A 25,408-nucleotide genomic window follows, 5' to 3' on the forward strand; every position below is an offset into this window, starting at 1 on the left:
GCGTTACAAAAAAGCCCCAGTGTTATATGCATTGGGGCTTTTTTAGTGGGTGACTGTTAACCAATCGAGTCTGTGGGAGCGACCACTTTCCCTTCATTCACCACGGTAAGCTCGTCAACAATAACAGTGCAGTTGCGAAGTGGGATATCCATATGGCACGGCGTTTTGCGTGTTCCGCCTACTTCGGTATTAGGGCCTGTAGAGAATAGAAAATTGCCATCGAATGCGCGAGCATCCATGCACATACCATCATTTTTATCGTGTAATCCCATGGCTGTCCATTGTGCTCTTGGTTGCAGACCCCAGCCGACATGTGAAATACCGTACACTTCTGGATCATCAAAGTATTTCATATAGTCGCGCAGATATTCCGCCTCAAACCCGCCCTTAATTCCAGTAATAAAGCCGTTTTCGACCTCAAGCGTAATCGACTCACGGCAGTACATTTTAAATGGCAGCAAGATATCGCCCTTATCAATGACGAGTGTACCGTTTGCGCTCCCTTCATTTGGCCAGCTAAATAAGAAGCCGCTTGGCCAATGATCCCAGCGGCCGGGTTCATCGGCAAACCCGTACTCGGTAACGGTAGGAAATTGGCCTAAGTCCATTCTAAAGTCGCTTCCTGCGGCTGATGTGATATGCATGGATTTAGCGGTTTGTAATACTTTTTCGGCGGCTTGAACGCGGGCTTTGTCTTCGAGTGAGGGCAGCATTCTTGCTAGCACTTCAGGCGGCTCGACGGCTAGTAAAATACGCGTGCCTGTTTTGAGGATTTGTTCCTGCTCAGGAGAGTGCAACAACATCATTGTGTCAATGATAAGGTCAGCGGCCTCTAGTGCTCGCTGAGCAGCGGGATTACCTGTTAATGGGGTATCTCCGCAGTAAGCCGTTAAATCATTTCCCATTGCTTTAGGCGCATTAAACGCAGGCAGTTCTACTCCGTACACTTTGGCACCTAAGCGTTGTGCGGCATCAAAAGCGGCAGCGACGGTACGCTGATCTGAATAATGGCTTTTTAAAATAGCAACGCTTTCGTTGGGTGTCACTTTCGAGAGCGTTAAAACATGTTCAAACATTTGAGAGAGTTGGCTATTGCTAACTGGCATGGTTGTCTCCTAATTATTCAGTTGGCACAGACTGGGTGCGTTGACTAGGAAAAGCGAATCATTATAGTGCATACGCTTTAATTTTTTGTCGTTTAAAATAATCGCATTAATAAGGTATTGGTACTATTGATAGCCTAAATACGCCTATAATTCTTAATTATTAGGATTGATATAGCAATGTGTACGCCATTTTATGAGAATTTAAAAAATAAATTAAAAATTGGCATATATAGTGTATACATCATAAATATATAATTTTTTTATTATGAAATATGGTCAATGTTTGAGGTTTGTCATGAAGAGTGAAAAGCGTTTTGCAGTTATAGGGGCAGGTTTGGGAGGAGCAGCCGTTGCTGTTTTGTTAAAGCAGGCCGGTTATCAGGTGACTGTTTATGAGCAAGCTCCAGAATTTAGTCGCTTAGGGGCTGGAATTCATATTGGACCCAATGTGATGAAAATTTTTCGTCGAATGGGGATTGAGGAAAAAGTCAGCTTAATGTCTTCCCATCCGGATTTCTGGTTTAGCCGTGATGGTGAAACGGGTGAATACATGTCACGTATTCCTCTAGGTCAATATGCGTTAGACAACTATGGTGCAGCTTACGTTACTGTGCATCGCGGTGATCTACATGATGTCATGCTTTCACCATTGGATAGCCAGGACGTTATCTTCAATAAAAGTTTAGTGACGGTCGAAGATACGGGTGATGAAGTCATCATGACATTTGCTGATGGTACAGAAGCGAAAGCAGACTTCGTGATCGGTGCAGACGGGATTAACTCTAAAGTCCGTGAAACCTTACTTGGCAAGGAGGAGCCAACCTATAGCGGGTGGGTCGCTCATCGAGCCTTGATTACAGGCGAGCAGTTAGCGAAGTACGATCTTAATTTCGAGGACTGCATTAAATGGTGGTCGGAAGATCGTCACATGATGGTTTATTTCACAACCGGCCGACGCGATGAATATTATTACGTGACAGGTGTGCCAGAAGCAGAGTGGAACAGCCCCAAAGCGTTTGTTGACAGTAGTAAAGACGAAATGCGTGAAGCTTTTTCTGGTTATCACGAGACGGTGCAAGCGCTCATTAATGCGTCAGATACGATTACAAAGTGGCCGCTCAAGAACCGTAATCCCCTACCTTTATGGAGCCAAAATCGTATGGTGCTTTTAGGTGACGCATGTCATCCCATGAAGCCACACATGGCACAAGGTGCTTGTATGGCCATAGAAGATGCCGCGATGCTAGTACGTTGTGTTGACGAGGCGGGCGTAACGGATTACGAGACGGCATTCGCTTTATATGAAGCCAATCGTATTGAACGTGCTAGCCGAGTGCAGCGGACGTCTAATGCCAATACATGGTTGCGTACACAAGAAGATCCAGCATGGTGCTTTGGTTATGATTTGTATGATGCACCGCTTAAAGACCCGATTAAAGGGGAGGTGGCATGAGTACGTTACTATACGGAGCTAATGTCAATGCAAATGGTATCAGGCAGCATTACCTGCGCTATGGCCGCAAGGGTGTTGATCAGCCGGTTATGGTGCTGATTCCGGGTATTACCAGCCCTGCAATTACATGGGGCTTTGTCGCTGAACGACTAGGTGAGCACTATGATACCTATGTCTTAGATGTGCGAGGCCGGGGGTTATCGTCATCTGGGCCTGACTTAGACTACGACCCAACGACCTGTGCCGATGATGTTCGCGCGTTTATTGCAGCGTTGGGGCTGACTGGCGTTACTTTAATGGGGCACTCCATGGGAGCGCGCTTCGCCGTGCGAGCGATAGCTCGTGGTTTAGCAGAGGTAAAGTCAGTTGTACTCGTCGATCCTCCCGTTTCAGGACCTAATCGCCGTGCTTATCCAAGCAAATTGCCCTGGTATGTTGATTCTATACAACAATCACAGTTAGGAATGTCTGCCGAAGACATGCGCGCGTTCTGCCCAACGTGGACCCTTGAACAGCGGCAACTGCGCGCGCAATGGCTGCATACATGTTATGAGCCAGCCATTGTTCGTGCCTTTAATGATTTTCATGATGACGACTTCCATGCCGACCTTCCTCGTTTGCAGGTTCCAGTGGTCTTAATAGTTGCGGGTAAGGGAGGGGTTATTGAGCCAGCTGATGAATCTGAAATGTCGGAGTTAACCCCTGAGCTGAGTATTCATCACGTGCCCGATGCTGGACACATGATTCCGTGGGATGACTTCGATGGATTTTTTAATGCGCTTGCAGCGGCTGGTTTACTAAAAGGAGAGTAGTCATGTCACGTTTATACCGAATAGGTCAGATAGTACCCAGTTCAAATACCACAATGGAAACTGAAATCCCCGCTATGTTAATGGCGCGGCAGTCTCGCTTCCCTGAAGATCGCTTTACGTTTCATTCCAGCCGTATGCGTATGAAAAAAGTCGTGAAAGAAGAGCTTGCAGCAATGGATGCCGAATCTGATCGCTGTGCTTTGGAATTGAGTGACGCCCGTGTGGATGTGTTGGGGTATGCCTGTTTAGTTGCGATCATGGCAATGGGGGTAGGCTATCATCGTCAGTCTGAGCAGCGGTTAACACAGCATACGCAAGCAAACGGTGCGGATGCGCCCGTAATTACCAGTGCGGGTGCTCTAGTTGATGCGCTACATATTATGAAGGCTAAGCGTATAGCGCTCGTTGCGCCTTACATGAAGCCACTCACAGAGCTGGTGGTGAACTACATTGCTGAAGAGGGCTTTGAAGTACTCGATCATATTGCACTTGAAATACCGGATAACCTAGATGTGGCGCGCCATAACCCGGATCACTTGCCCGAAATCGTCCAAGGCCTAAACCTTGATAATGTCGATGTCATCGTTTTGTCCGCTTGTGTACAAATGCCTTCTTTGTCTGCCATCGCTACAGTGGAAGCAATAACTGGGAAGCCGGTAGTTACCGCAGCGGTGGCGACGACGTACGCCATGCTAAAAGCCCTCGGTTTAACGCCGGTTGTTCCAGGAGCGGGTGCTCTTTTATCTGGTGCTTACTAAGACCGTGTTAATGGAATTTTCATGAGGATAGAAAGATGAGTGCAGATCTTCAGCAAAATTATGAAGGTGTTTGGGATACCCGCATAGGGTTTGGTCAAAAGCCGGCACTGGTTGTGATTGATTTCATGAAGGGCTATACCGATCCAGAATCACCGTTGTTTGCACCGGATGTGGTGAAGGCGGTATCGGCATCTGCACCGCTGATTGAGCAAGCCCGATCGCAAGGCATCCCTGTTATCCATACAAATATCTTGTATCACTCAGGGTTTATGGATGGTGGCGTTTGGTTAAAAAAAGCGCCTGTAATGAAAGCGATGGTAAAGGGGAACCCCTATGCCGAATTTTGCGATGCAGTTGCTCCGCTGGAGTCTGAGCTGATTTTTACTAAGCAATACGCCAGTGCGTTTTTTGGTACCAGCTTGTCATCTACCCTAACGGCCTTAGGGGTTGATACGGTTGTTTTGCTGGGCTGCTCGACAAGCGGCTGCATACGTGCTTCGGCAGTTGATGCTATGCAATATGGTTTTAGACCTATTGTGGTTCGAGAGTGTGTTGGAGATCGTCATTCTGCACCTCACGAAGCTAACTTGTTTGATATAGACAGTAAGTACGGGGACGTTGTCTTGCGCGAAGAGGTAATGGAGTACCTCAGTCATTTGAACGCTTGATGTGAGTGTGGCTATAAAATTGGATAAATTTCAGGAGATCTACTCACCGTAGACTTTTAGCCCCTTTATGGGGCTTTTTTTTACGCTGTAATACTCGATGATTGAATTCGTATGACGCCGGCTTTTGTCATAGCATCCCATGCTTTAGCCAGTGATCCATTGAGGTCGATACCACGACATGCGTCTTCTATTACATAGACAGTAAAGCCGGATTCAGCTGCATCGATGGCCGTCCAAGCAACACAAAAATCGGTTGCCAGTCCCGCCAAATAAACCGAGGTGATTCCGCGCTCTTTTAAATATCCCTGTAAACCGGTTGGCGTTTTACGGTCGGCTTCAAAAAAAGCAGAGTAGCTGTCGATATGCTGATGATAACCTTTACGAACAATAAGCTCGGCGGTGGGCAGATCTAGCTCATCTACTAATGCCGCATCATCTGTCCCTTGTACACAGTGATCGGGCCACAGCACTTGTGTACCATAGTCTAACTCAGTGGTTTCGAACGGTTTTTTTGTGTCGTAGCTTGATGCAAATGAAGCATGTTCGGGCGTATGCCAATCTTGAGTAATCACAATGTTATCGAACGCAGGCGCTAGATGATTGATTACTGGGACCACCGCTTTTCCATCGGCCACAGGCAAGGTGCCACCAGGGACGAAACAATTCTGAACATCGATAACAATCAGTGCACTGTTAGTGTCCGGGCTGAGTGTATCGGCCAGCAATTGGCGGGGTGTTAGAGCAGCACCAGCAACAATGGCGGTTGTTCCAGATAGTAATAATTTCAATGTGTTACGGCGTGATAGACGGGTCATGCGTCGCTCCTTACGATATAGTGCTAAGGGGTCAAGCAGGGAGCATGCCATTTATGAGAAAAGGAAAGCTGAATATAAGGGCGGGCTGTTTAGGAATCCAGCGGCTCAAAAGAGCAGCTGGATATATTGCACAATAAAGGCTGTGTTGCTGTGTAGGATTTGAGGGAGGAGGTTAGCCTGTAAACGCATCCATATCAGCTTTGGTTGGCAGCGTATTGATCGCTCCTTGCTTAGTCACTGTAAACGCCCCACAACGGCTGGCGAACTGCAGTGCAGGTAACAAGGCAGCAGGTGTTTTGCATAAGTTTTCTAGTGCTGCACGATCAATGTTCTGCTCTGACAGTGAATAGAGCAAGCCACCTACAAATGAATCTCCGGCAGCAGTGCTATCCACCATTTTGACTTTGGGCGGAACCACTTCACCGTTACCTGCTAATGTGTAATAGCGTAAAGGTTTGCCACCATCGGTGACTAAAACCACAGAGGTGCCGTTGGTAAGGATGCGTTGTATGACGTCATCATGTGATTCGCCGCGGCATAAATAGTCTAGCTCTTCGATGCAGACTTTGAGCATGTCAACATGCGGCATGCAGCGCCATACAGCGGTGTAGGCATCTTCATCTTCGGGCCATAAATTATGGCGCAAGTTCACGTCAAAGCTGATTAAAAAACCGGCTTCATGTGCTTTGCGTATGCCGGCGATGGTGACATCGCGAATACCTTCTTCAGTCAGTGTGTTTGAGCAAAAGTGAAAAATCCCTGGCTCATCAAACCATTCTGATTTGAACTCTTCGGCGCGGAACAAAAGATCAGCCGATGGGCTACGGTAAAATTGAAAGCTGCGGTCGCCATCTTTGTCTAATGATACAAAAGCTAGTGCTGTTTTAGCTTCTGTCGTTTGTAGCATGTAACGGGTGTCGACACCGCAATTGTTCAGTGTTTCGATAAGAAAGTCACCAAACATATCTTGGCCTACTTTGCCGGCAAAGTAACTTGGCGCGCCGAGCTTTCCGACGGCAGCAGCAACGTTAGCAGGCGCCCCGCCAGGGAACTTAATAAATGCTTCGTGTGTATTGTTTAAATCGTCGGTATAACTAATCGAGAGCATATCAATTAGTGCTTCACCAAAGGCGATGACCTTTTTCATGTTGTCTCCGTAAAAAAACGACTTAGTCGTTTTATTGTTATTCTAGTTAACGCGTGAATTCTAGAACCGCTCAGATAAAATAAGCAAATACTCTATTGAGCATGAGTTAAATAAATAATCAATGAATCATAAATTAGATTTTTGTAACAATTGAAATAATCTATATTCAGGACTGTGCTATTAACACAGCAAAAACTAATGCCGAACAACAATAAGGAGAGAGGCATGAGCGAATCAGTACGACAACGTATACTTGTCGTGGATGATGAAGCCGACATGCGGGAGCTGCTCCAAGACCTTTTTGAAGACAGTGGGTACGATGTATTGACTGTTTCTAATGGTCAAGGGATGCGCGATGCATTACAAGAGGGTGCCTACTCTTTGGTGATCCTCGATCTTCGCTTAAAAGGTGAAGATGGTATGTTGTTGGCACGCGAGCTCCGCGAAAGCTCCAGTATCCCTATCATGATGCTCACAGGCAAAGGCGATGAAACCGATCGAATATTAGGCCTTGAGTTAGCGGCTGATGATTTTTTGATGAAGCCTTTCAATAACCGAGAGCTGTTAGCCCGCGTACGAGCCATGTTGCGGCGTACAACGCAATTGAGTAAGCCTGTTGCCCGTAAGGATGATAGCTACAGTCATGAGCGTTTGAGCTTTGATGGATGGGTCTTAGACTTAACCGGGCGAGAGCTGATTCGTCCTGATGGTGAAACTGAGCCATTAACCTATGGTGAGTTCGCGCTGCTTGAAGCGCTGGTTCGTTCACCGAATCGCGCGTTTAGTCGAGATCAGTTGTTAGAGGCGACTCGGGGTATGAATACAGATGTTTTTGATCGTACCATTGACGTCTTAATTTTACGCCTGCGACGTAAGATAGAACCTAATCCTCGGCAGCCTACGTATATTCGAACAGAGCGCGGCGTCGGGTATATCTTTAATGGAAACGTTATCCAGTGTTAACGCTCCTTAAGCGATTGCGGCATTACCATCCTTTGCGAGGGATGCAAGCCCGAACACGTTTGATGTTAGCGTTTACTATTTTAGCAGGCTCGACCATGGCGCTGGCGATGGTCGGATGGATTGGCCTTAACAATACCGCAACGGCTTTAAATGAGTTTGAACGACAAGCTCTGCCTGATATTTCGCGCTCTCTTGCTTTGGCTGAGCGGACCGCTAACTTAGCCGCCGTGGCTCCTTATGTGGCTAATACAAGCAGCCCTTCGATGTTACAGTCCTTAAGTAATACGCTCGAAGAAAAGATACACATTGTTTTAACCATGGCGAAAGATATTCCCGAGCTGGATAATGCCGCTCCTCAACTACCTGCTTTGCTAGAGCGCCTTGAAAAGACGGTTACCGAGCTTATTTCATTAACACGCCAGCACCTGCTGCTACGTGAAGATATTCGCCAAGTGGAATATCGTTTAACCTTATTGAAGGAACGTATAAAAGAGAAAAGCTTAGCCTCAAACCCCAATAACAGACAGGTGTTGAGTTTGTTATTTATGCTGGATCAATTGAATTCTGCGACTCAACAATCTGATATGGATCGCCTATCGTTAATACAGCAATCATTTAGTGACGCCCTCGATGCCTTTGGAGCCCAGGACACGCTTAATGCATCGCCTTTGCCTTCCCAAATGGCGCCTATTCTTAGCGAGTTTCAAGCGTTAGGGTTGGGGGCTCGCAATGTCTATTCTGTGCGTCGTGATCAGTTAATACTGCAGCAGCGTCGGGCTTTTTTATTGGCTTCTACCCGGGCTGTTTCCGACCAGTTGAGCGGCGAAGTTAAACTTTTCGTTGATAATGTTCAACAGCAAATCACCGCGCAAAGTGACCAAGTTGGCAACGCCGTTAACTCGGGAAAAACCAGTATTCTACTTTTTGCCTTGCTATGCTTTACGGCCACTTTAGGGGGTATCTGGGTAGTAAGGGAGTTGACGGGGCATCTTGGCCGAGTCACTAAGGTGATGACTCGTTTAGCGGCGGGCGAAAAGCAGCTGCCTACACCGGCTGTTGAGCGTCGTGATGAAATAGGGGAGTTGGCTCGTGCGTTTGAGGTCTTTAGAGAAAACGCAGTAGAAATCGATCGTATTAGTCAAAACCTTAAAGAACAGTCGCGCTTACTAGAGACTATTTTTGAAAATATTAATGATGGTTTAAGCGTTTTTGATGAAAATAATAGGCTGATTGCTTGGAATCCTCAGTATGTCTCCATTCTAGAGCTACCCGCCAATCAGCTAAAACCGGGTATGCCTATTGAATCCATACACCCTTTGCTCTCACAAGAAGCCCAAGACAGCTGGGCTCTGGATGGTATGGCTTTGGATAGGGATGAGGTTAATCAGCTTCGTAAACAACGGACTCAGCGGTTTGAACGGCATTTTCCAGGCGGGCGCGTTGTCGAATTTCGTAGTAACCCAATGCCTGACGGTGGGTTCGTTACCTTGTATAGCGACTTAACTGAGCGTAAAACGATAGAAGCGCAGTTACGTCAATCACAAAAGATGGAAGTGTTAGGCCAACTCACAGGTGGTGTCGCCCATGACTTTAACAACTTATTGGCTGCGATCTTTGGAAATTTACAATTATTAGAAGACTCGCTCCCTGCTGGGGGTAAACAATTGCGCTATGCGCAACGGGCTTTATCGGCCGCCGAGCGAGGCAAAAACCTCACCCAGCGTTTGTTAGCGTTCTCGCGTAAACAACTGTTGCAACCTGAAACCACCGAAGTGGACGGGTTGATCGAAGGCATGTTGGATTTAATGGAATACAGTGTGGGCGAACAGACTGAAATCCAGTTAGATCTGCAGGCGGCTGATTGGTGGGTATCGGTTGACCCTAGCCAGCTAGAAAATGCGTTGTTGAATTTAGCGATCAATAGTAGCGCTGCAATGCCCAATGGCGGCTCTGTATCTTTTAAAACCCGACAGCTCACAGATCAGTTATTAAATGGTCGGCGGTGTGATTTGTTAGCCATCACTGTGAGCGATACGGGTTGCGGAATACCTCAATCGATATTACGCCGGGTTTTTGAGCCCTTCTTTACCACCAAAGAAATTGGCGAAGGCAGCGGTTTAGGGCTCAGTATGGTGTATGGCTTTGTGAAGCAGTCTAACGGCGATATTCATATAACCAGCGCCGAGGGCAAAGGCACGCAGATTGAAATTTGGCTGCCAAGAGTGATTAAAACAACGACACAAGCAAACAGCACACTATCGACACAAGAAAATACGAAGGGCAGCGGCCAGCATGTATTGTTGGTTGAAGACGATGCTCAGGTAGCACAAACTGCTGAAGCGTTATTGGAAAGTTTAGGGTATCAGGCAACGGTAGTTAACCATGCTGCGGGGGCAATGGACGCGTTAGATAAAGCAAACGATGTGGCGCTTGTACTGACGGATATTAACCTTGGAAGTGCTGTTAATGGCGTTCAGTTGAGTGACATGATTAACGCGCGTTGGTCAGCGTTGCCTGTACTTTTGACATCCGGATTACATAAACAGCAGTTAAAACAACGCTATGGCTTACTCGACAGCCATGCGTTGCTCGCAAAGCCATATACGCGTGATGAATTAGCCGTAGCCGTTCATCGACGTTTAAATCATCCTACGGCCTCCCTTGGAGGGCAAGGCAATGATGCATCAGGATAGGCGGAATGAGTATCATGATTTATAAAAAATATGCGCCATTACTTTTAGCATGCGCGGTGAGCGTGGGAACTTGTTTTCATGCACTAGCGGAGCCGCCGGCTCGTCTAAAAATTGGCGTTTCGGTGTCGGACTTAGGAAATCCGTTTTTTGCACGCATCGCTCAAGGTGCGAAAGCAAAGGCGCAAGAGTTAGTGGGCGACAATGCAGAGGTAATCCTTGTATCCAGTGCGTACGATGTAGAGCGCCAGCGTCGCCAAATAGATCAGTTTGTATCACAGCGGGTCGATATGATCTTATTATCCGCCGCTGTCTACGACGCCTTTGAAGAAGCAATCGCCCGAGCTCAACAAGCCGGCGTAAAGGTGCTCGCTGTGGATGTGAACGCCGCGGGAGCCGATGCCACTGTTACTACCAACAACCCTCAGGCTGGCGAAATAGCGTGCCGGTATATAGCCGAGCAGATCAATGGCGCAGGTAACGTGGTTATTCTAAATGGCCCGCAAGTATCGTCTATTATTGAGCGTGTTCAAGGTTGTGAAACCGTGTTAGCTGACTACCCAGATATCACTATTTTATCAGATGATCGTAACAGTGGTGGCAGCCGCGAGGGCGGTTTGGAAATGATGACGCACTTGTTAATGATCTATCCGCATATCGATGCGGTTTTTACTATTAATGATCCGGCTGCGCTGGGTGCGGAAGTGGCTGCCCAACAATCAGGCCGTGATGAGTTTATTATCGTAAGCGTGGATGGTGCGCCTTCAGTGATCGAAGCTATGTCGCAACCCAATACGCTGATTCGTGGAACGGCGACACAATCTCCAACACAGATGGCTAAAAAGGCTGTCGAAATGGGGTATGAATTGATGCAAGGTCATACGCTAGAAACAAACGAAGTGCTCATCCCTGCGGTGCTGATTACACCAGAAAATAATAAGTCCGCTAAAACTTGGTAAGTGTTACGCAGATGTGTGCAGTGAGTTAGTGAGAGTGTTAAGAAAGGCGGTTTGAATGGGGTGGGGAGAAAAGAATCCGGCTCTGCCCAGTATGACCAAACCTACAGAGCCGGATAAAGGATGCTCGTTATTCCGCGAAAGCACCTGCCTGGTGATCTTCAGGGTTCATTGCACCCGTCATAATCGCCACCGCATCGTTCATGGTGTGTGTGCTGGGTTTTATGACCGCAACACGTTTACCTAAACGGTGGATGTGGATTCGATCGGCTACTTCAAAAACGTGGGGCATGTTATGGCTGATAAGTACCACGGACAAACCACGGTCACGTACGTCCTTAATCAAATTCAACACGCGACGGGATTCTTTTACCCCCAGTGCGGCGGTCGGCTCATCCATAATAACAACGTGCTTCGCAAACGCAGCTGCACGCGCTACGGCAACCCCTTGACGCTGACCACCTGAAAGCGTTTCTACCGCTTGGTTAATGTTTTGGATGGTTAACAAGCCAAGATCGCTTAGTTTTTGTTTGGCCTCATCTTCCATCGCCTTGCGGTCTAGCATTCTGAAAACAGAGCCTAAAATACCTGGGCGACGGCGTTCGCGTCCTAGGTATAGGTTGTTAGCAATACCGAGTGATGGAGATACCGCTAAGTTCTGATATACAGTTTCGATGCCTGAATTACGCGCATCCATTGGGCTTTTGAAGCTAATAGGATTGCCATCCAGTTTGATCTCACCTGAATCTGGAATCATAGCGCCTGACAACGCTTTGATCAGGGAGGATTTACCAGCACCGTTATCACCGATAACCGCTAGGATTTCACCACGACGCAAGTCAAAATCTGCACCGTCCATGGCCGTTACGTGGCCATAGCGTTTAACGAGGTTACGACCTTCTAAAACGTTAGTAATGCTCATATCACACCTTCCTGATCCACTGGTCCATACCTACTGCAACAATAATCAGTAAGCCGACGGTAAATTCTTGCCAGAGTACATCAACACCCGCCAGTGCAAGACCATTACGGAATACACCAACCACAAGGGCGCCAATCAAGGTTCCGAAGATGGCTCCACGGCCACCAAAGAGACTGCAGCCACCGATAACCACGGCGGTGATACTGTCTAGGTTAGCCATCATGCCTGCTTGTGGGCTGACTGAGCCGATGCGACCAATTAACGCCCAAGCACCGATGGCACACACGATACCGGCAACGACATAGACAGACATGAGGATACGATCAGTACGGATACCTGCTAAGCGTGCTGCGGCAGGGTCATCACCTGTGGCATACACATGACGGCCCCAAGCGGTCCAATTCAGTGCGTACCAAACTAATAAAAACAGTGCCAGCATCAGCAGTGAGCCATAGCTAAGTTTGGCACCAAAAAACTCTATGGTTTGCCCGGTCCAGTGTAGTAGTGGCGCGACATTGTCGATGGCTTGTGAGCGGATCGTTTCGCTTTTTGAATACCACAAGTTCAAGGCAAAAAAGATATTCCATGTACCTAATGTCACAATGAAAGGCGGTAAACGGAAAAAAGTAACGAGTAAGCCATTAATATAACCGCAGACTGCACCAGCAAATAAGCCGATACCTAATGCGGCAAAAGGAGGCAAGCCAATATCAATGGCCATTCGGCCCATGATGACAGAGGTAAGTACCATGATGGCACCGACAGAGAGGTCGATACCCGCAGTTAATATAATGAGGGTTTGGGCAATACCCAAAATGCCGATGATCGTTACCTGTTGGAGGATCAAGGACATGTTATACGGGTGTAAGAAACGATCCCCGATAATAAAACTAAAAGCAGCTACCGCTAGCAGTAATACGATGGCCGGTGCCGCTGTTGGGTGCTGGTGGAAGAAGCGGTGTGCTCGTTCCATAAAAGAGAGTTTTTCAGCTTCAAACTTAGCGAAATCGCCTTTGGCTGATGAAGCAACTAGCTCGTGTTGAGCGGCTTCTTGTTTGGGGGCTGATGCAGGATTGGCCATGAGGATCTCCCGGTGTTACGCAGTAAAAGCAGGGCAGCTCTGCCCTGCTGGACTTATATCAAACGCGGAGTTATTAGCCCCAGCACATACCTAGGCCATCTTTAGATGACGTAGATTTAACACCGTCTTGAGGTGCGTCGGTAATGAGTTCTACACCTGTGTTAACAAAGTCTAAGCCTTCAGTTGCTGAAGGTTTAGCACCTGTTTTAGCGTACTCAAGTACAGCTTCTACACCCATAGATGCCATGCGTAGAGGGAATTGCATAGACGTTGCGCCGATCACGCCATCTCTAACGTTTTCAACACCAGGGCAGCCGCCATCTACCGATACGATTAATACATCGTCTTGGCGGCCAGCCGCTTTAAGTGCCTCGTAGGCGCCGGCAGCCGCAGGCTCGTTAATGGTGTAAACCACGTTGATGCCCGGATCTTTTTGCAGCAAGTTTTCCATGGCACGACGACCACCTTCTTCGGCACCGCTTGTTACGTCATGACCGACGATACGGGCATCAGATTCGTCACCGATTTTGTTTGGATCTTTTACATCGATGCCAAAGCCTTCTAAGAAGCCTTGGTCACGTGCAACGTCAACTGTGATCATGCTGCTGTTTAAGTCGAGCATGGCAATTTTCGCGTTTGCAGCGTCATCGCCTAATGTTTTAGCGGCCCATTGACCGATCAAAACGCCTGCTTTGTAGTTATCAGTGGCGAACGTAGCATCAGCCGCATCAGCAGGGCTTAATGGAGTGTCGAGAGCGATGACTAACAAACCTTCTTTACGTGCACGATCAATGGCTGGAACGATAGCTACTGGGTCGCTTGGGGCAATCAAGATACCTTTAGCGCCTGACGCGATAAGGTTTTCAATAGCTTGCACTTGAGATTGGTTGTCACCGTCAAACTTACCGGAAAATGTACGTAGATCAACGCCCATCGCGTCAGCTTTTTCCTGAGCACCTTCGCGCATTTTAACGAAGAATGGGTTGGTATTCGTTTTTGTGATCAAACCTACTACTGGCTTGTCAGCGGCTGTGGCGAAAGGTGTCGCAATGGCTGCTGACATAGCTAGTGCTAAAAGACCGGATTTCATTTTCATGGAAACACTCCCGTTATTCTTGTTTTGGATGTTTTGTATTCGTTGTCTTTATCGTTGGAATATCTAAATCTGGAAGCACACCAGCCCGTCGTTCAGCGGTTTATACAGATAGCTGTTAAATCACTGCGGCAGGCGGGGCTCACTTTCAATTAGAAAGGCGGCGAGTTAATGACGAATTTCCAATCGACATATTTCTGTTAACAATTGAAATATTTGCCGACTGTAGATGTATAACGGCTATGGGAGCCAAGTAAGTGGGGTGCTATAGTCGCACCAACAAGAGCGAGTAAAAAAAGCAACAATACAAAAGCAGGGAGACAACAGGTGAACGAAACGGTTACTTCATTTGCAGTAAACTTTATTGCCACGATTGGCATTTTATTTTTGGTAATCTTTGTTGTGCTGGTTATAGCGGGCGTTGTTATGTACCGCCATGATCGTAAACAAACTTCACAAACGATTTTGCGTAATTATCCGTTGATTGGCCGGTTTCGATACCTTTTTGAGCATCTGGGTGAGTTTTTCCGCCAATATTTCTTTGCGATGGATCGAGAGGAGCTACCCTTTAACCGCGCCCAGCGTAGTTGGGCTTATCGCGCAGCAAAGAATGTTGATAACACGGTCGCATTTGGTTCTACGCGTGACTTACGTCGAGCGGGTACTTACTACTTTTTAAACTGCCCATTTCCAACCTTGTCGGAAGATTCAGCAGCATCGCAGCCTATGCGTATCGGGCCATATTGTCGCGAGCCTTATGATGCACCTTCTTTCTTCAACATTTCGGGGATGAGCTACGGGGCTTTATCTAAGCCGGCGGTTCAAGCGCTATCGCGTGGGGCAGCCAAAGCAGGGTGCTGGATGAATACCGGAGAAGGCGGGCTGTCGCCTTACCATTTAGAAGGAGGCTGCGATATTGTCTTTCAAATTGGTACGGCTAAATATGGCGTGCGTAACAGTGAAGGCCTCTTATCTGATGAAAAACTGCGTGAGAAAGCGGCGCACCCCCAGGTGAAAATGTTTGAACTTAAGCTCAGCCAAGGGGCTAAGCCTGGGAAAGGGGGGATTTTACCGGCAGAAAAGGTTAACCAAGAAATCGCAGATATTCGCGGTATACCCGTAGGGCATGCATCGATTAGCCCTAATCGACATCCTGATATCGCCTCAATGGATGATTTGCTTGACCGTCTGATTCATATTCGCGAAGTGACAGGGAAACCCGTGGGCTTTAAGTTGGTGCTAGGGACGACCGATTGGTTGGATCAGTTCTGCGAGGCAGTATTGAAGCGCGGTATAGAGGCTGCACCAGACTTTATCACACTGGATAGCGCTGACGGCGGCACGGGAGCGGCACCGATGCCTTTGATGGATAGCGTTGGCTTACCGGTCAGTGAGAGCTTACCCATATTGGTCAACAAGCTGATTCAGTATGAACTACGTGATCGTATTCGCATTATTGTTTCTGGGAAAATGATTAACCCGACCGATGTGGCGGCCGCCATTTGTGTAGGGGCTGACTTTGTTGTGAGTGCGCGCGGGTTTATGTTTGCGCTAGGGTGTATTCAGGCATTGCAGTGTAATAAAAATACGTGTCCTACGGGTGTGACAACTCACAATCCTGATTTGAACCAAGGGCTAGTTCCTATTGATAAAGCGGAGCGGGTAGCGCACTACCATCATAATCTAGTGCATGAAGTGGAAACGATTGCACATTCGTGTGGTGCTCCAGAGCCTAGACAGCTCAAGCGCCATCATGCTGCGGTAGTCTTGGATGGAGGGCGTTCTGTGCCGTTGAATATTATCTACCCAGAGCACTAAGCGTAATCGGGTGTTGGAGCCTTTAAACTATTAAAGACAGTACCCTCGGGTGACAGGCTACCTTTGTAATTAGGCACAGGTAGCCTTATGTATCAAAGTCTGTTTTATTTTGTCGACTAAATGTCGTCAAACCATGTGTCTAGGGCTTCTTTTTCTAGGCGCTTCTGTTCGCGATGCGCTTCAATTGCGCGCCTTGCTGCTAGTAAACGCTTAGAGGCGACTTGCTTGCTGCGTTGCTTTTCCTCGTCTTCGTAACCAATCAGAGTATCAATAATTTCGATTTGTACGTCGCTTAGATTACCGCTTTTTTGATTAAGCATCTTTTGTAACCTCACTCATTATTATCGAGTCCGTGAACCGAGTAGGTTCATCAGTTTTTAACTGATGTCCCTTTTTTTACCCAATTACTGATCGTTTTTCAACCAAGTATTGCGTTGTTCAGGCAGATTAATCATTGAGGATTACAATTTTATGACGAAGATAGACGACTTTAGTGCTAATTAAATGGCTTTAGACGCTCGCAGGATGCTATGGAGATCTTTTTGCTCGAAGAACCGTCGTAAATAGTGAGCAGCGCCTAGTCGTCAGCGTTATCGTTTCGTCGAGTTATTAAGCGTTTATCATTTTGGCGTAGCGAGCGTAAGCTTCGTTTGATTGTTTTGAGGTGATCGATTAATGCCGGGCCAAGTCGCATAGCAACGCCTACGGCTAGGATATCAATGACGACCAAATGCATCACGCGGGACGACATGAGCGTGCTGAGGTCTTTGTCTTCTTCAATATCGATATGAATAGGGATTGTGGCAATTTCAGCCAACGGCGTATGACTAGGGCACAGCGTAATTAACGTCGCACCAGCTTCCTTAACCAGTTTGGCCGTGTGCAACAAGTCTTTGGTGCGTCCTGTTTGTGATATGGCGACCACGACATCGCTTTTACTCATTGATACAGCGGAAATGGTTTGCATGTGCGGGTCGGAGTAAGCGGCAGCCGAGATTTGTAACCGGTAAAACTTATGCTGCGCATCGCTACAGACGGCTGCAGAGGCGCCAAAGCCGTAAAATTCGATACGTTTTGCTTTAACCAGGGCGTCAATGGCACTTTCTAGTGTAGCGGCATCTAACTGATCACGGATGTTAACCATATTACCAATCATGGAATCAAAGATTTTTTGCTTAAATTCGGCAACGGTATCTTTGGAATCCAGCGCAAACTGCTCAAAATTCGTGCTACTGGCTAATCCCTGTGCGAGGGTCAGCTTGAAGTCTTGAAAACCGTCGTAGTGAAGAGCTCGGCAGAAGCGCACAACGGTTGGCTCACTGACTTGTGCTTGAGCAGCCAAATCAACAATACGCATGTGAATTACGTCATTGGGATTGAGCAGCACAAAGTCGGCCACCTTTTGCTCAGATTTTCTCAGCTTAGGGCGTGCATCGGTAATGGACTTAAGTAAATTAGCTGAGTTCAAAGCAAGCTGTTTCCTAAACAGTCATGAAGAACCTCAAGTATATCAATGAAAAAGGAAACAACCTAACCAGATTGCCATGCGATATTAATGCAAGAATACTGAGGGATGCTTGCGTATGATGTGAGCTTAATAGCCTCTGCAGCGCGACGTTATTCGAAAAGGAGAAAGGGATGAACAGACACTGGTGGCGATTAAAACGGATGGCCGAGCGGTTATGGGTGAGAGCCGCTTTATTCTGTGCCGCGGCTATTATTAGCGCTCTGATCGCGATTTGGATCGGGCCATATATTCCCGAACAGTTAACGGAGCTTGTTGGCCCTGAAACCGTCACCGCAATTTTAACGATACTTGCTTCCAGTATGCTGACGGTGACGACTTTCTCATTGAGCACCTTGGTCTCGGCGACGAGCGCCGCAGCTAATACGGCGACACCGCGTGCAACACGCTTGTTACTGCAAGACACTACCGCACAAAATGCATTGTCCACTTTTTTGGGTGCCTTTCTGTTTAGTTTAGTGGGGTTGATTGCGCTAAACACGGGGTTATACGGGGGCGGAGGGCGATTAGTCTTATTTGCCGCCACGTTGATATTAGTGGCGCTAATAGTAATTACGCTGCTTCGCTGGATTGATCATTTGGGGGACTTAGGCCGTGTTAGTGAAACTATTTCACGGGTTGAGCGGGTCGCTAAAGAGGCCATGGAAGTGCATTGTAATAACCCCTATATGGGAGGCTTTGAAAGAACAGAAAAGCCTGATCGCCCCACCGTTATAGATCATCACCAGATTGGCTATATTCAGAATATCGATGTTCCAAAGTTACAAAAAATCGCTGAAGAGATTGATGCTGACTTCTATCTTGAGCGCCGTCCAGGGGCTTATTGCACACCTAATTTGCCGATTCTTTATGTCACATTGAGAAACGATGAAGCGGGGTTGTCGTACGAGTTGGTGGATGATATCCGCTCGGCTTTTGTGATTGGCGATCGCCGCTCTTTTGAGCAAGACCCGTGCTTTGGGCTCATCGCATTATCAGAGATTGGCTCGCGTGCTCTGTCCCCGGGGATCAATGATCCAGGTACCGCCATTGATGTCATTGAAACGTTAGTGCGTGTCATGGCTATCCGTGTGCAAGGCTGTGAGCCTAAGGAGCCTCAACATGACCGTTTGCATGTGCCAGCACTGCCCGAATTTTCGTTATTTGATGCGGCGTTTATGCCACTGTCCCGCGACGGTGCTGCGATGGTAGAAGTGGGGGTGCGTTTGCAAAAAGCGTTACGCTCGTTGGAGCTGATGTCTGACGACGGTTGTAAAGCAACGGCTAAAGAATTTTTGGCTGAAGCACGTCAACGGTCACTAGATAGCTTACCCTACGAAACGGATAAAGCGCGCTTAAAGACGTGTTTAGATAAACAGTTTACGATGTAATATCCGTAACAAGAGAAAAATAAGCTAACATATTGTTTAACAACCTCCAGTCGAGGTAGTAACCATGCCCTCGACACTTAGTCGAACAGCTGAGTCCGTATTACCACGTACGTATTCAGACGACTGTACCCCAGCGTTGCAGGGGTCTAAAGTGCATGGTATTTTCAGATTGCTATACTCAAATAAAACAATAAAGGGGTAGACCAGTGAAGCGTCGTCAATTTCTCAAAGGTGCCGGTGCCGCGTCAGTTGCTGCAGGTGCAATGGTATCTAGCACGGCACAAGCCGCGCCAGAATATAAATGGAAAATGGTTACTACGTGGCCAAAAAACTTTCCTGGATTAGGAACAGGCGCTAATTACTTAGCCAAGTTAATCGGTGAAATGACCGGTGGCCGTATCCAAGTGAAAGTCTATGGCGCTAAAGAGCTAGTTGGCGCATTGGAAATCTTCGATGCGGTGTCTCGCGGTACAGCAGAGCTCGGTCATGGGGCTGCTTATTACTGGAAAGGCAAGAGTCGTGCGGCACAGTTTTTTACATCTGTCCCATTTGGCTTGACTGCGCAAGAGATGAACAGCTGGTTGTATCACGGCGGTGGTATGGAGTTGTGGGAAGAAGTGTACGAACCGTTTGGTCTTGTACCTGGCGCCGCTGGTAACACAGGCGTACAAATGGGCGGTTGGTTCAATAAAGAGATTAACACGGTATCTGACCTAGAAGGCCTAAAAATGCGTATGCCTGGGCTAGGCGGTGAGGTACTTAAACGTGCGGGCGGTACCCCGGTACTATTACCCGGCGGCGAGATTTTCCCATCACTGCAATCAGGTGCTATCGATGCAACTGAATGGGTTGGTCCATACAATGATTTGGCGTTTGGCTTGTATAAAGCAGCGAAGTATTACTACTACCCAGGCTGGCATGAGCCGGGTTCTACAATGGAATGCTTTATCAACAAAGAAGCATTAGAGGCGCTGCCAGAAGACTTGCAAGTGCTTGTGCGCACGGCGATTCGTGTTGCGAACCAAGATATGCTGGCTGACTTCACGGCGAAGAACAACCGTGCTCTTGAGCAATTAGTGAATGACCACGGTGTTGAGCTGCGTAAATTCCCAGATGATGTATTAAATAAAATTAAAGCGTTATCTGATGAAGTGGTAGCAGAAGAAGCGTCCAAGGACGAGATTACGAAGAAAGTATTTGATTCGTTCGTTAAGTTCCGTGATCAAGCGACTAAGTGGCACCAAGTTTCTGAGCAAGCTTACTTAAATGCTCGGAACCCCCTCGCTTAACCCTCAATGCATTAATTGAGTGCACAACTTCAAAAGCCGGCTATTGAGTCGGCTTTTTTGTGCGCCTTTATAGGGCGTGACGCTGCACTAATGTATTTGAATGTCCCGTTTAGTATCGTCGGCCGATGTGTACGCTAGAGAGTTGTTGAGCATTTACGCGTAAAGCCCTCACATCGTCTATTAATTTAGGCTCTGCGTTACGTGTATACCCTAATTTAAGCGAATTAACTCTAGTGGCTGGTGCTATCTTGCTGGTGCAGAACTTGCTTGTCATACCATATGAGCATTGAATCCTACGGTTGTGTTATGTGGCAAAGGTCTTTCTGTAAAACAATGAGCAGTCCAATCACCGTTTGGGGTGTTGGCCTATTTTCAAGTGCATCGGTTGCTATCGCTATTGGGTTAGCGGATCTGTATCTAGCCGTTTTTCTGCAAAGTGTGGCGTTGCTATTAATGATGGCATATTTGTGGAGCTTAAAAGGGGATAGGGAGCGCTTTTCCACGTTGCTTGTGGAACAAACGGCTAATCACTCCTCTTTGGGCTCAGCGATGCCACGAGAGCGGCGTATGGTCGATCAGCATGTGCTTACCTCTACTAAGGAGGCTAATCGGACAGCGAAAGAGGCGCAGGACATTATTGCCGAAATAGCGCACTCGGCGGCTGAGCTTTCAGCGCATGCTGAACATATGGCCGCTAATACGCATGGCCAAACAGAAGCAACTGAGTCTATGGCCGTTGCTGTTACCCAAATTAGGCAAAATGTCACCAGTATGGTCGAGCGTTTAGACGAGGTGTTGGTGCTGGCTACCCAAGCGGGAGAGTTAGCTCAGCAGGGTAGCGTGAGTATTAATTTGGTCAAAAGCGATGTTGAGCATGTCGAATCATTAGCAAGCCAAACGGAGCAACAGCTGACGACACTCGAAGCCGAGTCGACCAAGGTGGCTAAAATGTCGGCGTTGGTGAGTAACATCGCTGAGCAAACTAACTTATTGGCTTTAAATGCGGCGATTGAGGCATCACGAGCCGGTCAACATGGCCGAGGGTTTTCTGTAGTCGCTGATGAGGTAAGAAACCTAGCCGAGTTATCGCAAAACAGTGCGCGTGATATCTCTAAAACGATTGATTCTGTGACGCATCAAATGGGGCGTGTACGCGAGTCTATGTCGCAAGTGACATTAGTTGCACAGCAATCGGTGGAGCGAACTCAGCAAACCGATCAGCAGTTGCTGCAAATTGTACATAGCTCTGCCGACGTCGCGAGTAATATCGCGGAAATTTCTAATGCTGCGAGTCAGCAGCGGTGTGCATCAGAAGAAATCTCGGAACAGGTAGGGCATGTGGTTGAAAAGTCTAATGAAAATAATTATATGGCGGACCAAGTATCATTTGTAGCTAAGCATCTTCTTCATTTAACAGACAGTAGCTCTCAGGAGACATAATGCTTATATCAACTGGTGTGTTTGTGGTTGTCATTTTAAGTCTTGTGATTGTCGCGGGCGTTTTTTTACGGGTGCGATGGCTAAAAAAATACGCCGCCCATCAAAAGGTAGAGGGCATTAGTTACATCAAGCGGTTAGTAGAGGTGCTGATTAAAGCGCAGCAGCATCGAGGTTTAACCACCGGTTATCTTGGCGGTGATCATTCTCAAATTGGTCAAATAGAAACGCTTGAGCGCGACATTTCCCGCTTATTGGCGGATATAGCCATGCTTGATGGCTTTATGAATAACAGCCGTTTTCGTGGAATCACCGATCATTGGTCGCGTCTTAATGGGCAGTATGAGACATTGGGTTTGGCGAGTAATTTAACGCAACATAATAAGCTGATTACTAACTTCCTTTATTTAATTGAAGACGTAGCTGATGCGCATTCGTTAGAGTCAGCAGCGAATACATCTTCAACCAATGTACGCCTAATGCAAGTCTTACAAGCGGCAGAATACGTGGGTCAAGCAAGAGCGATCGGTACGGGTGTGTCTGCGGCGGGACACTGTGATAGTGTGGCTCGCATTCGTTTGCTGTATTTGCACGGGCAAATTGTGAGTGCCATGTTATCACCAAGCCAATCAACGAACTCTGGCCACGAAGCTGGGGAGCCAATTAGTCACTTTCTATCGGTACTTGAAAGCATGACACAAGTAGATGGCGAATTACTCGATGCTCAAAACTACTTTGCGTTAGCCACGCGCGCCTTAGACAGTATCTTTGCACAAGTAGACCAAGAAATTAGCCAGCTAAAGTGCCCCAACTAGCCTTAGGCCGGTTGGAACGTCAATGAGATGCCATTCAAGCAGTGGCGCAAGCCGGTAGGGGCTGGACCATCTTCAAATATATGTCCGAGATGACTACCACAACGTCGGCAATGAGCCTCGGTACGGACGCTAAATAGCTTCCTGTCTTCCTTGGTTGCTACTGCGTTTGGTAGCTCTTGATAAAAGCTCGGCCAGCCAGTACCACTTTCATATTTTGTGCTTGCATCATAGAGGGCTAAATCGCAGCCTTTGCAATGGAAGATCCCCGCACGCTTTTCGTGTAGTAAAGGACTGCTGTTGGGGCGTTCTGTCGCTTCTTCCCTCATCACTGCGTATTCAGCGTCAGTCAGTAGAGCGCGCCATTCTTTTTCTGAGCGCATGATCTCGAAGGTTTGTTTGTCATTCGCCAATGAATATGGGGCGACTGTGGCTAAGGTACCTGCCGCGATCAAGTAACTCGTTTGGGTTAAAAAACGGCGTCTGTTCATGTTCTTATCTCCAGTTTATCTCTACATTCTTTGTCACTATTTAACCCGTAGGGTTCCTTTTAAACATAAAGTTATAAAAGGCTTGGGTTATATAGTGCTGTCGTAGTCCTCAGTCTGCGCGGTTCTTGCCGGCATAAAAAAGCCGTCAGATGACGGCTTTTGTAAAAAACGTAGATGAAGAGCTATTAACCGTAAACTATCTCGGGTAACCATGTGGCTAAAGAAGGCCATACAGCCAGCAGTGCGAGCATCATTAATTGAATAATGATGAACGGAATGACACCGCGATAAATTTGCCCAGTGGTTACTGAGTCTGGCGCTACGCCGCGTAAATAGAATAACGCAAAGCCAAACGGCGGTGTTAAGAAAGAGGTTTGTAGGTTAAGGGCAATCATGATGCCTAACCAAATAGGATCTAACCCCATGGCTAACAAAATTGGAGCGACGATAGGTACCACGACAAAGGTGATTTCGATAAAGTCGAGGAAGAACCCTAAGATAAACATCACCAGCATTACCATTGCCAATGCGCCCCAAACACCGCCCGGTAAATCGGTTAAAAAGTCCCGGACCATGTCGTCGCCGCCGTAGCCACGGAAAACGAGTGAGAATATGGATGCGCCTACCAAGATGATAAAGACCATAGAGCTGACTTGGGTGGTTGAGCGCATGACTTCTTTCATAATGTTAAGAGAGAAGCTGCCATTAAATATGGATAGGGCTATCGCACCAACGGCGCCGACTGCTGCTGCTTCCGTAGGGGTCGCGAAGCCGCCTAAGATAGAGCCTAAAACCAACCCAATTAACAGAATGGGTGGTACCAGTGCTTTTAGAATGCGTGCGCCTAAGTTAGTGACACCGTCACGTTCTTCTTTAGGAATAGCTGGAACCGTGTGCGGTGAGAAAATAGCTTTGCCAATGAGGTAAGCAATATAAGCAGCAACGAGTAGTAGCCCAGGTACTAAGGCCCCTAGGAATAAATCGCCTACTGTAACCGTTTCGGGTGAGAAGATGCCTTGATCCAATTGTGCTTGCTGGTACGCCGAACTAATCACGTCGCCTAAGAGAACGAGTACAATTGAAGGAGGGATGATCTGGCCTAGCGTGCCTGACGCGCATATAACACCGGTAGCCACTTGTGGGTCATAACCACGGCGAAGCATTGTCGGCAATGACAACAAGCCCATGGTAACAACCGTTGCGCCCACAATACCTGTGCTCGCGGCCAGCAACATACCTACTACAGTTACAGAAATACCTAAACCGCCACGCATCGGCCCGAACATAACGGACATTGTATCTAATAGCTCTTCAGCTATTTTTGACTTTTCGAGCATAACGCCCATGAATACGAATAGCGGCACTGCAATGAGTACCTCGTTATTCATTACACCAAATAAACGGTTGGGGATAGCTTCAAGAAAAACGGTATCAAAATGGCCAGTAACAGCACCTATACCGGCGAATAATAACCCGGTGCCTGCCAACGAAAACGCAACGGAATAGCCCATTAATAGGACACCGACTGCCGCCACAAACAATAAAAGCGATAAATACTCGGTCATAGTGGGTGCTCCGTTACATTTTCCTCAATGAGATGGCTTTCGCCGCGCAAGACTAAAGCACTGCGGCCTAGCTCTGCGATTCCTTGTAATACAATGAGTGCAGGCATCACAATTAATGTAGTTTTGAGGAGGTAACGATAGGGAATGCCGCCCGCTTCTTGAGAGCCCTCTTTGAGTGCCCACGAGGTAGAGACATATTCCCAAGAGATATAACCGATAAAGATTGAAACGGGGAACAGCAAAAACAAGGTGCCAATAATATTGATAACGGCTTTAGTGCGTTCGCTGGCCGGGCGATAAAAAATGTCAACACGGACATGACCATCATGCTTGAGGGTATAAGCGGCCCCAAGTAAGAAAACAAAGCTGTGCATATAAATCACAGATTCTTGCAGGGCGATATTACCCATGTCGAACGCATAGCGCATGACAACAATTATAAACGTCACGACGACCATCAGTAGGGTAAGCCAAGAAATGACTCGTCCTGTCCACTCGCTGAGGCCGTCAAGCAGCTTCACGAGCTGACTTAAGCGGTTGCTTTGCATTATTTTTCTCTTACTAGCAAGTTACGTGTTTTGAGGTTGTTATTCGGGCTCTGCTTTTAAGCGCGATCTTGCGCGTTATCGGCGAAACA

Annotated in this window: 23 protein-coding genes; 12 read left to right on the forward strand and 11 right to left on the reverse strand. The window is 47.4% G+C overall.

The annotated features are described in order from the left end of the window. Positions 1 to 56: 56 nt before the first annotated feature. Complete coding sequence (locus OW491_RS10445) at positions 57 to 1,106, reverse strand: 2,5-dihydroxypyridine 5,6-dioxygenase (protein ID WP_290035904.1); 1,050 nt, start codon at positions 1,104 to 1,106, stop codon at positions 57 to 59. A gap of 295 nt (positions 1,107 to 1,401) precedes the next feature. On the opposite strand from OW491_RS10445, the gene OW491_RS10450 reads away from it, so the two are divergent. Genes OW491_RS10450 through OW491_RS10465 form a run of 4 tightly spaced genes read left to right on the forward strand, consistent with a single transcriptional unit; the run spans position 1,402 to position 4,797 of the window. Beyond that, on the forward strand, positions 1,402 to 2,559 hold the full coding sequence (locus OW491_RS10450; RefSeq protein ID WP_290035905.1) for an FAD-dependent monooxygenase: 1,158 nt from the start codon (positions 1,402 to 1,404) through the stop codon (positions 2,557 to 2,559). Further along, a complete protein-coding gene (locus OW491_RS10455; RefSeq protein ID WP_290035906.1) occupies positions 2,556 to 3,371 on the forward strand; it encodes an alpha/beta hydrolase in 816 nt (271 codons plus the stop codon). The genes OW491_RS10450 and OW491_RS10455 overlap by 4 nt, the downstream gene beginning before the upstream one ends. A gap of 2 nt (positions 3,372 to 3,373) precedes the next feature. Next, the gene (locus OW491_RS10460; RefSeq protein WP_281493934.1) at positions 3,374 to 4,129 is read left to right on the forward strand and encodes an Asp/Glu racemase; all 756 of its coding nucleotides are present in this window, start codon (positions 3,374 to 3,376) and stop codon (positions 4,127 to 4,129) included. Positions 4,130 to 4,164: 35 nt separating this feature from the next. Then, positions 4,165 to 4,797 (forward strand): N-carbamoylsarcosine amidohydrolase, encoded by a 633-nt coding sequence (locus tag OW491_RS10465; RefSeq protein WP_215151586.1) that lies wholly within the window; start codon positions 4,165 to 4,167, stop codon positions 4,795 to 4,797. Positions 4,798 to 4,877: 80 nt separating this feature from the next. Here OW491_RS10465 and pncA read toward each other — a convergent pair whose 3' ends face one another. Further along, positions 4,878 to 5,612 (reverse strand): bifunctional nicotinamidase/pyrazinamidase, encoded by a 735-nt coding sequence (gene pncA / locus OW491_RS10470; RefSeq protein WP_215151587.1) that lies wholly within the window; start codon positions 5,610 to 5,612, stop codon positions 4,878 to 4,880. A 172-nt stretch (positions 5,613 to 5,784) separates the two neighbouring features. Beyond that, positions 5,785 to 6,759 (reverse strand): carbohydrate kinase, encoded by a 975-nt coding sequence (locus tag OW491_RS10475; RefSeq protein WP_075179557.1) that lies wholly within the window; start codon positions 6,757 to 6,759, stop codon positions 5,785 to 5,787. 225 nt (positions 6,760 to 6,984) lie between these two features. Between OW491_RS10475 and OW491_RS10480 the strand changes: the two genes are divergently transcribed. From OW491_RS10480 to OW491_RS10490, 3 genes are read left to right on the forward strand one after another with little or no spacing between them, the layout of a single operon-like run. Then, positions 6,985 to 7,722, forward strand: coding sequence for a response regulator (locus tag OW491_RS10480; RefSeq protein WP_215151588.1), 738 nt, complete (start codon positions 6,985 to 6,987; stop codon positions 7,720 to 7,722). Beyond that, positions 7,716 to 10,415 (forward strand): PAS-domain containing protein, encoded by a 2,700-nt coding sequence (locus OW491_RS10485; protein ID WP_290035910.1) that lies wholly within the window; start codon positions 7,716 to 7,718, stop codon positions 10,413 to 10,415. Before OW491_RS10480 ends, OW491_RS10485 begins: the two co-directional genes overlap by 7 nt. Before the next feature lie 5 nt (positions 10,416 to 10,420). Beyond that, a complete protein-coding gene (locus OW491_RS10490; RefSeq protein ID WP_290035911.1) occupies positions 10,421 to 11,371 on the forward strand; it encodes an ABC transporter substrate-binding protein in 951 nt (316 codons plus the stop codon). A gap of 127 nt (positions 11,372 to 11,498) precedes the next feature. Here OW491_RS10490 and OW491_RS10495 read toward each other — a convergent pair whose 3' ends face one another. The 3 genes from OW491_RS10495 to OW491_RS10505 form a co-directional block, all read right to left on the reverse strand. After that, positions 11,499 to 12,290 carry an ATP-binding cassette domain-containing protein gene (locus tag OW491_RS10495; protein ID WP_075174058.1) on the reverse strand — a complete coding sequence of 264 codons (792 nt, stop codon included), beginning with the start codon at positions 12,288 to 12,290 and terminating at the stop codon, positions 11,499 to 11,501. Between the two features lies 1 nt (position 12,291). Then, on the reverse strand, positions 12,292 to 13,371 hold the full coding sequence (locus tag OW491_RS10500) for an ABC transporter permease (RefSeq protein WP_075174059.1): 1,080 nt from the start codon (positions 13,369 to 13,371) through the stop codon (positions 12,292 to 12,294). Between the two features lie 73 nt (positions 13,372 to 13,444). Next, entirely contained in the window at positions 13,445 to 14,467 is a 1,023-nt protein-coding gene (locus OW491_RS10505) for a sugar ABC transporter substrate-binding protein (protein ID WP_290035912.1), read from the reverse strand. A gap of 324 nt (positions 14,468 to 14,791) precedes the next feature. On the opposite strand from OW491_RS10505, the gene OW491_RS10510 reads away from it, so the two are divergent. Next, entirely contained in the window at positions 14,792 to 16,282 is a 1,491-nt protein-coding gene (locus OW491_RS10510) for an FMN-binding glutamate synthase family protein (RefSeq protein ID WP_075174061.1), read from the forward strand. 116 nt (positions 16,283 to 16,398) lie between these two features. Here the strand turns inward: OW491_RS10510 and OW491_RS10515 are convergent, their stop codons facing one another. After that, complete coding sequence (locus tag OW491_RS10515; RefSeq protein WP_075174062.1) at positions 16,399 to 16,602, reverse strand: PA3496 family putative envelope integrity protein; 204 nt, start codon at positions 16,600 to 16,602, stop codon at positions 16,399 to 16,401. 257 nt (positions 16,603 to 16,859) lie between these two features. Next, positions 16,860 to 17,750, reverse strand: a complete 891-nt coding sequence (hexR, locus tag OW491_RS10520; protein WP_215151591.1) for a transcriptional regulator HexR — start codon at positions 17,748 to 17,750, stop codon at positions 16,860 to 16,862. A 170-nt stretch (positions 17,751 to 17,920) separates the two neighbouring features. Between hexR and OW491_RS10525 the strand changes: the two genes are divergently transcribed. From OW491_RS10525 to OW491_RS10540, 4 genes are all read left to right on the forward strand, one after another. Then, positions 17,921 to 19,177, forward strand: coding sequence for a DUF2254 domain-containing protein (locus tag OW491_RS10525; protein WP_290035914.1), 1,257 nt, complete (start codon positions 17,921 to 17,923; stop codon positions 19,175 to 19,177). Between the two features lie 206 nt (positions 19,178 to 19,383). Further along, positions 19,384 to 20,466 (forward strand): TRAP transporter substrate-binding protein, encoded by a 1,083-nt coding sequence (locus OW491_RS10530; protein ID WP_215151593.1) that lies wholly within the window; start codon positions 19,384 to 19,386, stop codon positions 20,464 to 20,466. Between the two features lie 333 nt (positions 20,467 to 20,799). Then, positions 20,800 to 21,906, forward strand: a complete 1,107-nt coding sequence (locus OW491_RS10535; protein WP_290035916.1) for a methyl-accepting chemotaxis protein — start codon at positions 20,800 to 20,802, stop codon at positions 21,904 to 21,906. Further along, positions 21,906 to 22,718 carry a nitrate- and nitrite sensing domain-containing protein gene (locus OW491_RS10540; RefSeq protein WP_290035917.1) on the forward strand — a complete coding sequence of 271 codons (813 nt, stop codon included), beginning with the start codon at positions 21,906 to 21,908 and terminating at the stop codon, positions 22,716 to 22,718. Before OW491_RS10535 ends, OW491_RS10540 begins: the two co-directional genes overlap by 1 nt. Positions 22,719 to 22,720: 2 nt before the next feature. Here the strand turns inward: OW491_RS10540 and msrB are convergent, their stop codons facing one another. From msrB to OW491_RS10555, 3 genes are all read right to left on the reverse strand, one after another. Further along, positions 22,721 to 23,206, reverse strand: coding sequence for a peptide-methionine (R)-S-oxide reductase MsrB (msrB, locus tag OW491_RS10545; protein WP_075174067.1), 486 nt, complete (start codon positions 23,204 to 23,206; stop codon positions 22,721 to 22,723). 185 nt (positions 23,207 to 23,391) lie between these two features. Further along, the gene (locus OW491_RS10550) at positions 23,392 to 24,771 is read right to left on the reverse strand and encodes a TRAP transporter large permease subunit (protein ID WP_075179552.1); all 1,380 of its coding nucleotides are present in this window, start codon (positions 24,769 to 24,771) and stop codon (positions 23,392 to 23,394) included. Further along, positions 24,768 to 25,319 (reverse strand): TRAP transporter small permease subunit, encoded by a 552-nt coding sequence (locus tag OW491_RS10555; protein ID WP_215151596.1) that lies wholly within the window; start codon positions 25,317 to 25,319, stop codon positions 24,768 to 24,770. The genes OW491_RS10550 and OW491_RS10555 overlap by 4 nt, the downstream gene beginning before the upstream one ends. Positions 25,320 to 25,408 lie beyond the last annotated feature (89 nt).

This window comes from Neptunomonas sp. CHC150, assembly GCF_030397555.1.
Taxonomy (GTDB): domain Bacteria; phylum Pseudomonadota; class Gammaproteobacteria; order Pseudomonadales; family Balneatricaceae; genus Neptunomonas; species Neptunomonas phycophila.